Below are 14,815 nucleotides of genomic sequence, written 5' to 3' on the forward strand. Positions count from 1 at the left end.
CGCGGAAGCCGGAAGTACGGAAGAGCGGAGAGGTGATCGATGAGCGTGGCGGCAGGTGCCACCGGGCCGGTGATGGACCGGGACGAGGTGGACCGGGCGCTGGCGCGGCTGGGCGCGGAGTACGAGGCGATCGAGAGCTCGCTCCTCGCGCTGCAGGACCACGCGGGCCGCAGGCTGCTCGAAGGCGCCGAGCTGACGGGCACCACACTCGAGCGCTGGGACGCCACCGAGCCGGCCATCACCCTGCTGTGGTCGTACTTCGACACCTACACCGCCACCCTGCGCGCCGCCCGTGAACTGCGGTCGCGGCGGCGCTTTCCCAATCGCCAGGACCTGACCGAACTGACCGACATTCTGCGCGGCGAGAGCGTGACGGTGGCGGGCAGCGCCTCCGCCCCCGCCGCGCCGTCGATCACCGGCCCCGCCAAGCTCTCCGAGCGGCTCACGCTTGCGGCGCTGGTGTCCCGGATGAACGATCTGTACGCGCGGTCGCTCGACATGGTCGTCACGGCCGACGCGGTGTGGTCCGCGCTGCCCGCCCGCATCGACCTCCTCGCGGCGGAGCTCCAGCGCACACGTTCGCTGGCGCACTCCGTCGGCGTGCGGCCGGGCGAGCATCCGTCGGGCGACGACCTGGAGTCGGTGACCCGCGAGCTGGGGACGCTGCGCGCCCAGGTGGTGACCGACCCGCTCGCCTTCTGGCGTCCGGGGCAGGGCAGTTCGGCGCCCGGCGGCGGCCGCCCCGACACCGAGCGCTACGACCGGGCGGCCCGCGCGCTGGAGGAGGTGCGGCGCGAGATCGACGCGGTGCTGACCGTACGGCAGGACGCCGAGCAGCGGCTGGTCCGGCTGCGTGACGTGCTCTCGCGCGCGGACCGCACGCTCACCGAGGCCAGGTCGGCGCGCGGCGAGGTGCTGGCGAAGATCGCCGCCTCCGAGGTACCGGCGGTCGGCGGTCCGCCCACCGCCCTGCAGGAGCAGCTGGTGCTGGCCGCCGGTTACCGCAGGGACGCCCAGTGGCACCGGCTCTCGCCGCTCCTGGAGTCCCTGGAGCGCGAGGCCGAGGACGAACTGCTCCGTGCGCGCGAGTCGTTGACCGCCGTCACCGCGCCGCTGGCGGTACGGGCCGAGCTGCGCGGCCGGCTCGACGCGTACCGGGCGAAGGTCGCCCGGCACGGCATGGCGGAGGACCCGCTGCTGATCGAGCGGTACGACGCGGCCCGCCGCATGCTGTGGAGCGCGCCGTGCGACCTGCGCGTCGCCGAGCAGGCCGTACTGCGGTACCAGCAGGCGACCGCGGAGGTCCTGGTCCCGCGACAGACCGAGCCCAGAGACCACACGGGGAACCCATCATGAGCCAGTGCCAACGCCCCGGATGCGAGGGGTCGTACGAGGACATGGGCGACGGCGAGTTCTACTGCGACACCTGCGGGCTGGCGCCGGTCGTCTCACCAATGGGATCTCCCCTGTTCGAGCGCAGTCGAGAACTTGGGGAAGGGGCGCTGTCGTCGCCGCCGACCGGGATGGCGGCCGGCGGCCGTGGCGGCAAGGCCGGCGACAGCTCGTCCGCGCGCAGCGGCTCGCGGCCCTCGTCGCGGTCCTCCTCCCGCTCGTCGCGGTCATCGACCTCGCGCCGCTCGGTGTCCGGCCGCCTCTCCCGCTCCCTGTCGGGCGCTTCCACGTCCGCGCGGTCGGTCTCGGTCCGCAGTTCCGGTACGTCGTCGGGCTCGTCGGGGCGCAACCGGCTGGGCGCGGGCCTGGTCTCGATCCCGGACGTGCCGCGCCCCGATCCGCAGTCCGCGGTGATGCGGGACCCGGAGGTGCCGGAGCGCAAGCGGTTCTGCTCGCGCTCCGACTGCGGGGCGCCGGTGGGCCGTTCGCGCGGGGACAGGAAGGGCCGTACGGAAGGCTTCTGCACGAAGTGCGGGCACCCGTACTCCTTCGTGCCGAAGCTGGGCACCGGCGACATCGTGCACGGCCAGTACGAGGTCATGGGCTGCCTGGCGCACGGCGGCCTCGGCTGGGTCTATCTCGCGGTCGACCGCGCGGTCTCGGACCGGTGGGTCGTCCTCAAGGGCCTGCTGGACACGGGTGACCAGGACGCGATGGCGGCAGCGATCTCGGAGCGGCGCTTCCTCGCCGAGATCGAGCACTCCAACATCGTCCGCATCTACAACTTCGTCGAGCACCTCGACCAGCGCACCGGCTCCATGGACGGCTACATCGTCATGGAGTACGTCGGCGGAAAGTCCCTCAAGGAGATCGCCAACGAGCGGCGCGGCCCGGCCGGCAAGCGCGATCCGCTGCCGGTCGAGCAGGCCTGCGCGTACGGCATCGAGGCGCTGGAGGCACTGGGCCACCTGCACAGCCGCAATCTGCTGTACTGCGACTTCAAGGTCGACAACGCCATCCAGCAGCAGGACCAGCTCAAGCTCATCGACATGGGCGCGGTCCGCCGGATGGACGACGACGAGAGCGCGATCTACGGCACGGTGGGCTACCAGGCGCCCGAGGTCGCGGAGGTCGGCCCGTCCGTCGCCTCCGACCTCTATACGGTGGCGCGCACGCTGGCCGTGCTGACTTTCGACTTCCAGGGCTACACGAACGTCTTCGTGGACAGCCTGCCCGACCCCGGCAACATCGACGTCTTCCGACGGTACGAGTCCTTCTACCGGCTGCTGGTACGGGCGACCGACCCGGACCCCGCGCGCCGGTTCGCGTCGGCGACGGAGATGGCGGAACAGCTGACGGGCGTACTGCGAGAGGTGGTGGCCCTCCAGACGGGCCGCCCGCGCCCGGCGCTTTCGACGCTGTTCGGCCCGGAACTGCGGGTGCCGGACACACAGTTGTTCGCGGAGCTGACGGGTGATGTCTCGCAGCTGGGCGGCCGGGTCGTCCCGACGGGCCGGAAGGCGCGACGCGCGGCGGCGAGGGCGGCCTTGGGCGGCGGCGCGGGTGCGGGTGGCGGTGGCGTCCCGTCGCAGGGCGCCGGGGGCAGGCCCCCGCCCGGTGCCGTGGAGGGGTACGCCGTCACAGGCGCCCCGGCTCACGGCGGGCACGCGGGTGCGGCCCCCCTGGGCGGCGCGGGTGTGGGGGCTCAGGGGCCCGGCGGATACGCGGGCGTAGCCGCGGTACCGGCGCAGGGCGCCGGGGCCGGGCCGCGGGCCGGCACCCTCGGATACGGCGGCCCCGGTACGCAAACCGGAACCTGCACGGGCTCCGGTACGCAACCCGGAACCTGCACGGGCTCCGGTACACAACCGGGAACCTACGCGGGCCCCGGTACGCAACCGGGCAGTCACCCCGCACCCGGCACCCACGCCGGGGGCACCGCAGCCGGGTTGCCGCACCCCGCCACCCAGGCCGCCGTCCCCGCGCCCGTGACCGTGCCCGGGGCCGTCGCCCCGCCGGGGGCCGCTCCCGGGGCCGGGGCCGGCGGCGTACCGGTGCTGTCTCCCTACCTCGCGCCCCTGAAGGCGGGGGCGACCGCGCTCGCGCTGCCCGTGCCGCGCGTCGATCCGGGCGACCCCAACGCCGGGTTCCTCGCGGGCCTGCTGGCCTCCGCGCCCGCGGAGCTCATCGCCGCGCTCCGGTCCGCGCCGGCCGACTCCGTCGAACGGCGGCTGCGCGAGCTGCGGGCCCGGCTGGAGACGGACGAACGGGCCACCGCCGCCGAGGCGTTGCACGCCCTGGAGCTCCAGCACCCGGACGACTGGCGGGTGGTCTGGTCCCGGGGCATCGCCTCCCTCGCATCGGGGGACAACGAGAACGCCGCACTGTCCTTCGACGCGGTGTACGACGCGTTCCCCGGCGAGGCCGCGCCCAAGCTCGCCCTGGCCGTGTGCGCCGAAGTCCTCGGGCAGCTCGACAACGCCGCCGAGTACTACCGCCTGGTCTGGGCGACCGACCCGAGTTACGTGAGCGCCGCCTTCGGCCTCGCCCGCGTCCAGCTCGCGGCGGGCGACAGGCCCGGCGCCGTACAGACCCTTGAGTCCGTTCCCGAGGCGTCGATCCACTACACGGCGGCCCGGGTGGCCGCAGTGCGGGCGCGCCTTCGCCGACGCGCCGCGCAGGACGCGCTGATCGACGACCTGACGACGGCAGCCGCCCAGGTGGAAGCCCTGGAAAGCTTCGGACTCGACGCCGTACGCCGGGAGCAGCTGTCCACCGAGGTGCTGGGCACCGCCCTGGACTGGGTACTCTCCGGTGGGCACGGGGCTCGCCCCGCGCAGACCGCGCTGCTCGGCAGCCAACTGGACGAGCGCGGCCTGCGCTTCGGTCTGGAACGCTCGTACCGGGTACTTGCCCGGCTCGCCCAGCGCGGCGAGGAGAGGATCGACCTGGTGGAACGGGCCAACCGTTTCCGCCCCCGGACCTGGGTGTGAAAGATGTCGCAGATGCGCCGCCAGCTGCCTGCTGAGTCGACTGAGCCGACTCAGTCGACCGCCTGTCCCGGCTGTGAAGAGCCGCTGGAGCCGGGCGACTTGTTCTGCGGGGCGTGCGGGTACGACCTGTCGGCCCTGTCGCAGGCGCCGGAGGATCACCCCACGGTGGCCATCACGGTGGCGCCGCCCATCGCGGGCGGCAGCGCGGAGTCCGGCGCGGAGCCGCCACGTGCGGCCGTACGGTACGACGATCCGCCGCGGGCGGCGCCCGGCATCGCCGACTTCGAGCTCGCAGCGCCCGCGCCCGCGCCTCCATCCGTACCCGTGCCCGTACCCGCGCAGCCGCAGCCGGAGCCGCAGCCCGTCGACCCCCGCTCCGTCGCGCCCGAGCCGACGCCCGCCTCCGGCACGGTCGCCAAGGTGTGCGTCGCGTGCCGCACCGGGCGGATCGACGAGGACGGTTACTGCGAGAACTGCGGCCACGCCCAGCCCCGCGAGCGCGACCACATGGAGCAGGAGCTGGACGCGGTCGCCGCCGTCAGCGACCGCGGGCTGCGCCACCACCGCAACGAGGACGCGTTCGCGGTCTCGGCGGCGGCCCTGCCCGACGGTTCGCCCGCCGTCGTCGCGATCGTCTGTGACGGCGTGTCGTCGGCGACCCGCCCCGACGAGGCGTCGGCCGCCGCCGCGAGCGCCGCGAACGAGGCCCTCCTGGAGTCGCTGCCGCGCGGCACGCACCCGCAGCAGGCGATGCACGAGGCGATCGTGGCTGCGGCCGAGTCGGTCAACTCCCTTGCGGACGAACCGGGGCAGGACGTCGAGCGCGACCCGAACCGCCACAGCAACGCGCCCGCCTGCACCCTGGTCGGCGCGATCGTGGCGAGCGGTCTGCTCGTCGTCGGCTGGGTCGGCGACAGCCGCGTCTACTGGGTGCCCGACGACCGCACCGCGCCCCCCGCACGCCTCACCGAGGACGACTCGTGGGCTGCCCAGATGGTGGCGGCGGGCCTGATGAACGAGACGCAGGCGTACGCCGACGAGCGCGCCCACGCCATCACGGGCTGGCTCGGCGCCGACGCGTACGAACTGGACCCGCACACCGCGTCCTTCAAGCCCGACCGGCCGGGCGTGGTGGTGGTGTGCACCGACGGCCTGTGGAACTACGCGGAGGCGGCGCAGGAGATGGCGCAGGCCGCGCCGGCCGATGCCGCGACCCGGCCGCTGCACTGCGCCCAGGTGTTGGTGGGGCACGCGCTCGACGGCGGGGGCCACGACAACGTAACAGTGGCCGTGCTGCCGTTCGCCGTGCCGGAGCAAGGGGCAGGATCGGCCTACGGCACGGCGTAAGGCCCCTGCGTCCCCACCACCCACGTCACTCAGTCACCGCCTTCACCTCCTTCACCACTTGTTTCGTGCAGCGAAGCGGAGTCGAGTCCGTCCGTAACGAGGAGCCGATTGACCATGGCCAACTTCTCCAAGTCGCATGTGCCTCAGTTCTCCGTCGACGTGTACCAGAACGAGTACCTGCCGGAGGGCGGTCGTGAGGTCAACGCGATCGTCACCGTGTCCTCCACCGGGGGCGGCACGAGCGGAGCCGCCGCGCTGCTTTCGGGGGCCGGGACCTCGCCCGCGTACATACCGCCGGGACAGCTGCCGGGCGTGCCGAGCGCCGCTGTCGTGATCATGGTCGACTGCTCGGGCTCGATGGAGTACCCGCCCACGAAGATGCGCAACGCCCGCGAGGCCACGGCGGCCGCCGTCGACACCTTGCGCGACGGCGTCACCTTCGCGGTGGTCAGTGGTACGCACCAGGCCAAGGAGGTCTATCCGGGCAACGGGCGCCTCGCGACCGCGAACGAGGTGACCAGGGCTCAGGCCAAAGAGGCCCTGAAGAGGCTTAGTGCGGGCGGCGGCACGGCGATCAGCACCTGGCTGCGGCTGGCCGACCAGTTGCTCGGCGGGGCGGAAGTCCCGATCAGGCACGGCATTCTGCTGACCGACGGACGTAACGAGCACGAGTCCCCCAAGCACCTTCAGAACGCGCTCGAAGCCTGTGCGGGCCGCTTCACCTGTGACGCGCGTGGCGTCGGTACGGACTGGGAGGTCAAGGAGGTCACCGGCATCGCCTCCGCCCTGCTCGGCACGGCCGACATCGTCGCCGACCCCAGCGGCCTGGCGGCGGACTTCACGCAGATGATGGAGAACGCGATGGGCAAGGAGGTCGCGGACGTGGCGCTGCGGCTGTGGACGCCCGTCGGTGTGGAGATCAAGTTCGTCAAGCAGGTGGCACCGGCCGTCGAGGACCTCACCGGGCGGCGCACCGAGGTGGGCCCGCGCGCCGGGGACTATCCGACGGGCTCGTGGGGCGACGAGTCCCGCGACTACCACGTGTGCGTGCAGGTGCCGGAAGCCGGCATCGGCCAGGAGATGCTTGCGGCCCGCGTCTCCCTGGTCCTCCCGGATCCGTCGGGCGGTACGCCGCAAACGCTCTCCCAGGGGCTCGTACGTGCGGTGTGGACGGACGACATGGCGGCGTCCACCTCCATCAACCCGCAGGTGGCGCACTACACGGGCCAGGCCGAACTGGCACAAGTCATCCAGCAGGGGCTCGATGCACGCAAGCTGGGTGATTTCGACGGAGCGACGGCGAAACTGGGCCGTGCGGTACAGCTGGCGGCTGCTTCGGGGAACGCGGACACCGCGAAACTGCTTTCGAAGGTGGTGGACGTCGTCGACGTGACGACCGGTACTGTGCGACTCAAGGCGAAGGTCGCAGAGGCGGACGAGATGACCCTCGAAACGCGCTCGACCAAGACAGTTCGCGTCAAAAAGTAACCACAAAGCGACGAGAAGCACCGATTTGCGGCCTTCGGGCCGGACGAGAGAGGGGGAAGCGCCGACATGCCGACCTGCCCGAACGGACACCAGTCGGGTTCCGACGACTGGTGCGAGGTCTGCGGCCATCGCATGGCCGGCGCCGTGCCGCCGCCCCCGCCTCCGCCGCCGCCCGCTCCCGGTTACGGCTACCCGCAGGGCCCCGGGCCCGGCGCGGGCCCCGCCCCCGGCTCGGGCTACGGATTCCCGCCGCCCGGACCGGACGCCACCGCCCAGGCGGAGATCTGCCCGCAGTGCCGCACCCCGCGCGAGGCCATGGCCCCGTTCTGCGAGGAGTGCCGCTGGAACTACCTGACGAACACGGCGACCTCCTACACGCCGGTCGCCCCGCAGAACTCCGGTCCCGGTCCCGGCGGGCCGGGCGCCGGCCTCAATCTGCCGCCCGGTTTCCAGGCGCAGCAGCAGGGGCCGCCGTCCCCGCCTCCGCAGGCCCGTGATCCGTACGAGTACCAGGCCTCGCGGCCGTCGCAGATGAACCGGCCGGCCGAGTCGCTGGCACCGGAGCAGCCGGGCCGGCAGGCCCCGCCGCAGGGCTTCCAGCAGCAGCCGCCGTTCCAGCAGCCGGGCCCGCCGCCGCCGCCGTTCCAGCAGCCGGGCCCGCCGCCCCCTTCGTTCCAGCAGCAGGCCCCGCTCGCACCCGCGCCGCCGGCGCCCCCGCAGCGGGACCGCAATGGTGACGACGACTGGATGCTGCCGCCGCCATCACAGCAGCAGCAACACCAGCAACAGCAACACCAGCCGCCGCACCAGCAGCAGGCTCCCCAGCATCCGCAGTCGCAGCCGCCCCAGCAGCAGTACCAGGCGCCCGCGTCGGCAGGCTGGACCGCGACCGTGGGACCCGACCGTGAGTACTTCATGGCGATGATGCAGCGCAGCGGCCCGGACGCCGCGGGCCTCAACCTGCCCGCGTACTCGCCCGAGCAGCAGCGCCCGCTCACCGGCAACCAGGTCACCATCGGCCGCCGCCGCCACAGCACGGGCGAAGCCCCGGACATCGATCTGGCCGTGCCGCCGGAGGACCCGGGCGTATCGCACCAGCACGCGGTCCTGGTGCAGCAGCCCGACGGCTCCTGGGCCGTGGTCGACCAGAACTCGACCAACGGCACCACGGTCAACGGCGCCGAGGACCCGATCCAGCCCTACGTCCCGATCCCCCTCCGGGACGGCGACCGTGTCCACGTGGGCGCGTGGACGACGATCACGGTCCGCCGGGGCTGAGGACCTACCTGTCCCTCGAACGCCGGACCGGCTGAATCTCCCGCTCAGCGGGCAAGTCCAGCCGCTCCGGCGTTCGAGGAGCGGGATCCGGGGCGGAGCCCCCACGCGGCGGCCTACTCCCTCGCCGCCCCACCCAGCGGCCACGCGTACGGCCCCCGCGGATCGTCCAGCCAGGCCCACTCCCCGTCCTCGGCGACCGTGACGCCGAAGCGTTCTCGCGGTGGCCGCTTCTCGCGGTGCCACAGCGTCAGCGCCTCGTGCGGGTCCAAGGTGCCCGCGGTCAGAGCGAGCATGAACTGGAACAGGTCGTTCTCCAGCGCCCGCCGAGGCAGCCCGCCCAGCTGCCTCGCCGCGGGCCCCGCCGGCCCGCCGCGCAGCGGGACGAAGTACGCCGGTGTGTGCAGGAAGCGCCCCTCCGCGTGCGACGCGTCCCGTACGTCGAGCGCGATCAGCCCGGTCGCCAGCGGCGCCAGGATCCGCGCCCCCGGCCGGCACTGGGCGAGCCAGGCGCGCGGTACGGACGGCAGGGCGCAGGTCGCGATGATCCGGTCGAAGGGGGCGCGGGCGGGGCAACCGCGCGCCCCGTCGCCGGTGACCACCGCCGGGTGGTACCCGGCCGCCTCCAGGTGCTTGCGCGCCGACTCGGTGATCTCCGGATCGAGGTCGACCGTCGTCACCAGTCCGTCGCCGAGCCGGTGCGAGAGAAGCGCCGCGTTGTATCCGGTGCCCGCGCCGATCTCCAGTACGGCGTTTCCCTCCCGTACGTCCAGCTCCTCCAGCATCCCCGCCATCAGCGACGGCTGGCTGCTTGAGGAGACCAGCTCGTTGCCTCGTATGCGGGTGGCCAGGGGCGTGTCCGAGTAGACCCCTGCCAGCCACCGTGCCCGCCGCCGCGGATCGGGGTCCTCGCTCCACAGCCGCTCGTGGCCCGCAGCGCCGCCGGCGAAGTAGTACGGCACGAACACGTGCCGCGGGACCTCGGTGAAGGCCGCGCGCCAGGCGGGGTCGTCGAGAGCCCCGGCCGCCGCCATCTCCCGTACGAGTGCCGCACGGGCCTCGGCGTACATGTCCATGTCCATGTGAGGTGCGCCCATACGCCCACTGTCGCGCGGCGCGGTCCGTGAGGCGAGTGGCTGGGGCCCGCGAGAGGCGCACTGTGCGGGGCGGCGGGTGGCTGGTCCTAGGCCTTAGGTCGTCGGCCGGTCCGTCTGAGACGATGGACGCGTGAAAGAGATTCCGCGCGGCACGCTTCAGGAGCAGACCTTCTACGAGCAGGTCGGCGGCGAGGAGACCTTTCGGCGCCTGGTGCACCGGTTCTACCAGGGAGTCGCGGAGGACCCGCTGCTCAAGCCCATGTACCCCGAGGAGGACCTGGGCCCCGCCGAGGAGCGGCTCGCCCTCTTCCTGATGCAGTACTGGGGCGGCCCTCGTACGTACAGCGACAACCGCGGCCACCCGCGCCTGCGGATGCGGCACGCGCCCTTCACCGTCGACAAAGCCGCGCACGACGCCTGGCTCAGGCACATGCGCGTCGCCGTCGACGAGCTCGGGCTCTCCGAGGAGCACGAGGGGCAGCTGTGGAACTACCTGACGTACGCCGCCGCTTCGATGCTCAACACCGAGGGCTGACAAGCGGTTTCCTCCGCCACCCGACTCTGCGCGTGGCGGTTTCGGGGGGAACGGGTGGCGGGACCCGGGTCCCGCCCGACCTCACCTCACTTCACCTACACCGGAGCCACCGAAAGCGCCCCGAGGCCTGCTCGGCGTACCGCGACCGACCCGTACGGCGTGCGCAGCCGCAGCCAGCCGCCGGCGGCCAGTAGCGCGACCGCGCCCGGTTCCGCGTCCGCCCGGCCGGGCCTGAGGAAGCCCAGTGACTGCGCCGCGTGCACCGCCCGTAGCGGCAGTTCCGTCCCGCCGAGCGTTCGCGACCAGATCTCCCGGCCGATACGGTCCCGAGCCGCCCGCGTCCGGTCCTCCGGCGCCAACGCCTCGTCCCGCGCCCGGAATTCCGCGACCGCCGCAGCGACCGCCGCACGCATCGCGTTGAGCTCCGGCAGCCCCGGAACCTGCCGCCAGCCGCCACGTGGCGGCAGCACGCCGGCCCACGGCGGGCCCGTAACCGCATCAGGCACCACAACCACCCCGGTGGCCTCCTCGATGCCTTCGAGAAGCTCCCCGGCGGAAACGGTGACGTCCAGCCCACCGGCATCGACGCGGGCACTCGGACCCGCACCACCACCAGCCACGCCGGCACCAGCACCCGCACCGGCCTCAACCGTCACCGCAAGCCGAGAGGTCCGAACAGCCAGCACCTCGAACGACGGCGGCCGCCCGAAAACGGCCACCGCCCCGCTGCCGACCTGGAGACGTACCGCCGCGGCCCGGTCGTAATGGATCAGCCGGCCGAGGAAGGCGGCAAGATCCGCCGCCTCCCCCGCATCGGCCAGCACCAGCCGCCGCCGCCCGAGCGCCGTCATGCGGCGACAGCCCCCCGCGAACCCCGCCGACTGGCACCCGCACGGTCACCGTCGTCGTCCAGGTACTCCTGGAGGAACGACTTCTCCTCCGCCGAGATCCGCCGCGGCCGCGCCGCTTCGAGGTCGTACGGCACGACGACCGTCGACGCCCGCACGTACACCCGCTCGGAACCGTCGGCGTCCGTGTCCTTCACCTCGTACGCGATCGTCAGCGACGCCGCGCCTATCTTCGTGACCCACGACTCGATGGTCACCGGCTCGTGCCGGTGGACCAGCGGCAGCTTGTAGTCGATCTCGTGCCGGGCCACGACGGACCCGCCCGCGAACGACGGCGAGCCGTCCCCCGGCGCCAGCCGGAACATGAAGTCGATCCGCGCTTCCTCCAGATACCGGAGGAAGACGACGTTGTTGACGTGCCCGAAGGCATCCATGTCCGACCAGCGCAGAGGGCAGCGGTAAATGTGACGCGACAAGATCAGCCCCGCGTCAGCTTCTTGTACGTCGCACGGTGCGGGCGCGTCGCGTCCGCACCCAGACGCTCGACCTTGTTCTTCTCGTACGACTCGAAGTTGCCCTCGAACCAGTACCACTTCGACTCGCCCTCGTACGCGAGGATGTGCGTCGCGACCCGGTCCAGGAACCAACGGTCGTGAGAGATGACCACGGCCGCGCCCGGGAACTCGAGAAGCGCGTTCTCCAGCGACGACAGGGTCTCGACGTCCAGGTCGTTCGTCGGCTCGTCGAGGAGCAGCAGGTTGCCGCCCTCCTTGAGCGTCAGCGCCAGGTTGAGGCGGTTGCGCTCACCGCCGGACAGGACGCCGGCAGCCTTCTGCTGGTCCGGCCCCTTGAAGCCGAAGGCGGAGACGTACGCCCGCGAAGGCATCTCGACCTGGCCCACGTTGATGTAGTCCAGCTCGTCCGACACGACCGCCCAGAGCGACTTCTTGGGGTCGATGTTGGAGCGGTTCTGGTCGACGTACGAGATCTTGACGGTGTCGCCGACCTTGATCGCACCGGAGTCCGGGGTCTCGAGGCCCTGGATCATCTTGAACAGCGTGGTCTTACCGGCACCGTTCGGGCCGATGATGCCCACGATGCCGTTGCGCGGCAGAGTGAACGAGAGGTCGTCGATCAGGACCTTCTCGCCGAAGGCCTTGGACAGGTTGTTGACCTCGACCACGATCGAGCCGAGACGCGGGCCCGGCGGAATCTGGATCTCCTCGAAGTCCAGCTTCCGCATCTTGTCCGCCTCGGCGGCCATTTCCTCGTACCGGGCGAGACGCGCCTTCGACTTGGTCTGGCGGCCCTTGGCGTTGGAGCGCACCCATTCGAGCTCTTCCTTGAGCCGCTTCTGGCGCTTCTCGTCCTTGCGGCCCTCGACCTTGAGGCGGGCCTGCTTCTTCTCCAGGTACGTGGAGTAGTTGCCCTCGTACGGGTGCGCGCGGCCGCGGTCGAGCTCGAGGATCCACTCGGCGACGTTGTTCAGGAAGTACCGGTCGTGGGTCACGGCGACAACGGCGCCGGAGTACTTCGACAGGTGCTGCTCCAGCCAGTTCACCGACTCGGCGTCGAGGTGGTTGGTGGGCTCGTCGAGGAGCAGCAGGTCGGGCGCCTCGATCAGCAGCTTGCAGAGCGCGACACGGCGCTTCTCGCCACCGGAAAGGTTTGTGACGGGCCAGTCGCCGGGCGGGCAGCCCAGCGCGTCCATGGCCTGCTCCAGCTGGGCGTCGAGGTCCCAGGCGTTGGCGTGGTCCAGGTCCTCCTGGAGCTTGCCCATCTCGTCCAGCAGCGCGTCGGAGTAGTCGGTCGCCATGAGCTCGGCGACCTCGTTGAAGCGCTTGAGCTTGACCATGATCTCGGCCGCGCCGTCCTGGACGTTCTCCAGAACGGTCTTGGACTCGTCGAGCTTCGGCTCCTGCATGAGGATGCCGACGCTGAACCCGGGCGAGATGTACGCCTCACCGTTGGACGGCTGCTCAAGGCCGGCCATGATCTTCAGAACGGTGGACTTACCGGCACCGTTCGGGCCGACCACACCGATCTTCGCGCCGGGCAGGAAGTTCAGGGTGACGTCATCAAGAATCACCTTGTCGCCGTGCGCCTTGCGCGTCTTGCGCATGGTGTAGATGAACTCAGCCAAGAGAAACCGTCCGGCAATCGATGTGTGGGCAGATACACCCCATCTTGCCTGACGTCCACCCCGCGATGGAAACGGGTATGGCAACGGCCCCGGTGCTGCGAGCGCGCCGGGGCCGTGTGATCGCCCGACGGCGGGGCGTGGCCGTTTCTACTCCTCGTCGGAGGCGGGCTTCTTCGTGCGTACGAAGAGGACGGCGGCGATGCCGAGTACGACGAAGGCGATCGCGACGCCGAGGATCATCGGCGTGGCGTCGGAGCTGCCGGTCTCGGCGAGGTCCAGGCCGTCGGTGGCGGTGGGGGCATCACCGGCCGTGGCGGGGCTGGGCTGGTTCTGGGGCTGGTCCATGGTGCCGGTTCCGGCGGTGCCCGCGCCGGTGCCCGTGGCGCCGGAGGTCTTGCAGTCGAGGACGCCCTTGAAGTTCTTCTTCAGGCCGCCGGGGCCCTCGATCGTGAAGTCGTACGCCTGGTCCTCCTGGACCGGGACGGTCACGGTCCGCGACTGGCCGGCCGCGACGGTGTGCTTGAAGTCCATGAGCGCGAAGCTGAATGGCTCGTCGCCCTTGTTGGTGGCCGTGATGTCCACACCACCCTTTGCGCAGTTCTTCTTGGCGGAGAGCGCCGGAATGGCACCCTTCTTGGCCCATGTGGCGCCGGCATCGGCGGAGACGGTGGACTCGCTGGAGCCGGCCAGGATCTGGGTCTGGCTCTGCGTGACCCCGGCGAAGGCCCGGCCGACCGGCACCGACGTGGTGGCCTGCACGGTCAGCGCGGACGAGCCGTCGGCCGCGTCCTCGGAGACGTCGAAGAACAGCTCGCTGCCGTTCACGGCGGCGGTGACGGGCTTGCCGTCCTTGCCGACGACCTTGACGCCGCTGGCGGCGGCGTCGGCGGGCGGGACCACGGTGACGCGGTCCGCGTTGGTGCGGACGGTGACCGGGCCGAGCTTCTCGCCGGCCTTGCCGGAGACCGCGTTCGGCTCCAGCGTCAGAGACGCCCTGGGCTCGGCGGCGTCGCGCGCGTTCTTCTCGAGGAAGTCGGCGAGCTTCTCGGCCTCGGGGTCGAGCGCGTCGACCGTGACCTGGTCGGAGTACCGCCAGATCGCGACCTGGGTGCCCGCCGCGGCCGTCTGCTCGGTGAGCGAGTCCACCCCGGCCTGCTTGGCCAGCGCGCTCAGGTCGTCGACCTGCGGGTACGAGTGCTCCAGGATCCAGCGGATCTTGCCTGCGTCACGGTTCGCGGCGAGCGACGTCTGGTCCCAGGAGGTCTCCAGGTACTTCGCCTGCTCCTGCGTCGGGCGGTGGACGTCGATGCAGTACGTCTTGAGGGTGCCGCCACCGTCGACGCTCATCTCGAACAGGCCGGCAGGGATCTGCTGCTCACCGCCGTCCGTGCGCAGGACGGCCTTGTCGTAGGTCTTCAGTCCGTCGAGCGTGGCGGCCGCGCCGCCCTGGTGCTGCGGCGCCTCCTCCGCGGCGGCGGGCCCCGCGGCGGCCAGCGCCCCCGCGGTGAGGAGACCCGAAACCACGGCCGTGGCGGCGAGACGGACGGCGCCCCGCCCACGTACAGAGAACGCAGAGAAAGCAGAAAACACAGAATTCCCTTCGGGCGAGGCCCTTTCGCTCGGTGCGACTGTGGGGGAGCGCCTCGCCGGCAGACTCAAGTGCCCCGTGAGTATCCGGAAATCCTAGAGAGGCGCGG

At 71.8% G+C, this 14,815-nt stretch carries 11 protein-coding genes; 6 read left to right on the forward strand and 5 right to left on the reverse strand.

Annotated features, from left to right (window positions below):
- Positions 1-39 precede the first annotated feature (39 nt).
- The 5 genes from AC1P0E_RS11115 to AC1P0E_RS11135 all read left to right on the forward strand — a co-directional run bounded on the left by AC1P0E_RS11115 (position 40) and on the right by AC1P0E_RS11135 (position 8,498).
- A complete protein-coding gene (locus AC1P0E_RS11115; protein WP_482742006.1) occupies positions 40-1,356 on the forward strand; it encodes a coiled-coil domain-containing protein in 1,317 nt (438 codons plus the stop codon).
- Entirely contained in the window at positions 1,353-4,385 is a 3,033-nt protein-coding gene (locus tag AC1P0E_RS11120) for a serine/threonine-protein kinase (RefSeq protein WP_482742007.1), read from the forward strand. The genes AC1P0E_RS11115 and AC1P0E_RS11120 overlap by 4 nt, the downstream gene beginning before the upstream one ends.
- A 3-nt stretch (positions 4,386-4,388) precedes the next feature.
- Positions 4,389-5,732 carry a protein phosphatase 2C domain-containing protein gene (locus tag AC1P0E_RS11125; RefSeq protein WP_482742008.1) on the forward strand — a complete coding sequence of 448 codons (1,344 nt, stop codon included), beginning with the start codon at positions 4,389-4,391 and terminating at the stop codon, positions 5,730-5,732.
- 114 nt (positions 5,733-5,846) lie between these two features.
- A complete protein-coding gene (locus AC1P0E_RS11130; protein WP_482742009.1) occupies positions 5,847-7,220 on the forward strand; it encodes a VWA domain-containing protein in 1,374 nt (457 codons plus the stop codon).
- Between the two features lie 66 nt (positions 7,221-7,286).
- A complete protein-coding gene (locus AC1P0E_RS11135) occupies positions 7,287-8,498 on the forward strand; it encodes an FHA domain-containing protein (protein WP_482742010.1) in 1,212 nt (403 codons plus the stop codon).
- Between the two features lie 113 nt (positions 8,499-8,611).
- Here AC1P0E_RS11135 and AC1P0E_RS11140 read toward each other — a convergent pair whose 3' ends face one another.
- Positions 8,612-9,592 (reverse strand): methyltransferase domain-containing protein, encoded by a 981-nt coding sequence (locus tag AC1P0E_RS11140; protein WP_482742011.1) that lies wholly within the window; start codon positions 9,590-9,592, stop codon positions 8,612-8,614.
- A 130-nt stretch (positions 9,593-9,722) separates the two neighbouring features.
- Here AC1P0E_RS11140 and AC1P0E_RS11145 point away from each other — a divergent pair, with 130 nt between their 5' ends.
- Entirely contained in the window at positions 9,723-10,127 is a 405-nt protein-coding gene (locus AC1P0E_RS11145; protein ID WP_214907707.1) for a globin, read from the forward strand.
- A gap of 95 nt (positions 10,128-10,222) precedes the next feature.
- On the opposite strand, the gene AC1P0E_RS11150 is transcribed toward AC1P0E_RS11145, so the two are convergent.
- The 4 genes from AC1P0E_RS11150 to AC1P0E_RS11165 all read right to left on the reverse strand — a co-directional run bounded on the left by AC1P0E_RS11150 (position 10,223) and on the right by AC1P0E_RS11165 (position 14,708).
- The gene (locus AC1P0E_RS11150) at positions 10,223-10,978 is read right to left on the reverse strand and encodes a DUF8185 domain-containing protein (RefSeq protein WP_482742012.1); all 756 of its coding nucleotides are present in this window, start codon (positions 10,976-10,978) and stop codon (positions 10,223-10,225) included.
- Entirely contained in the window at positions 10,975-11,451 is a 477-nt protein-coding gene (locus AC1P0E_RS11155; RefSeq protein ID WP_482742013.1) for an acyl-CoA thioesterase, read from the reverse strand. The genes AC1P0E_RS11150 and AC1P0E_RS11155 overlap by 4 nt, the downstream gene beginning before the upstream one ends.
- 2 nt (positions 11,452-11,453) lie before the next feature.
- Entirely contained in the window at positions 11,454-13,118 is a 1,665-nt protein-coding gene (gene ettA / locus AC1P0E_RS11160) for an energy-dependent translational throttle protein EttA (RefSeq protein WP_482742014.1), read from the reverse strand.
- A 147-nt stretch (positions 13,119-13,265) separates the two neighbouring features.
- Positions 13,266-14,708 carry a Cys-Gln thioester bond-forming surface protein gene (locus AC1P0E_RS11165; RefSeq protein WP_482742015.1) on the reverse strand — a complete coding sequence of 481 codons (1,443 nt, stop codon included), beginning with the start codon at positions 14,706-14,708 and terminating at the stop codon, positions 13,266-13,268.
- Positions 14,709-14,815: the final 107 nt, after the last annotated feature.

Source organism: Streptomyces sp. TRD_SC_5, assembly GCF_056836825.1.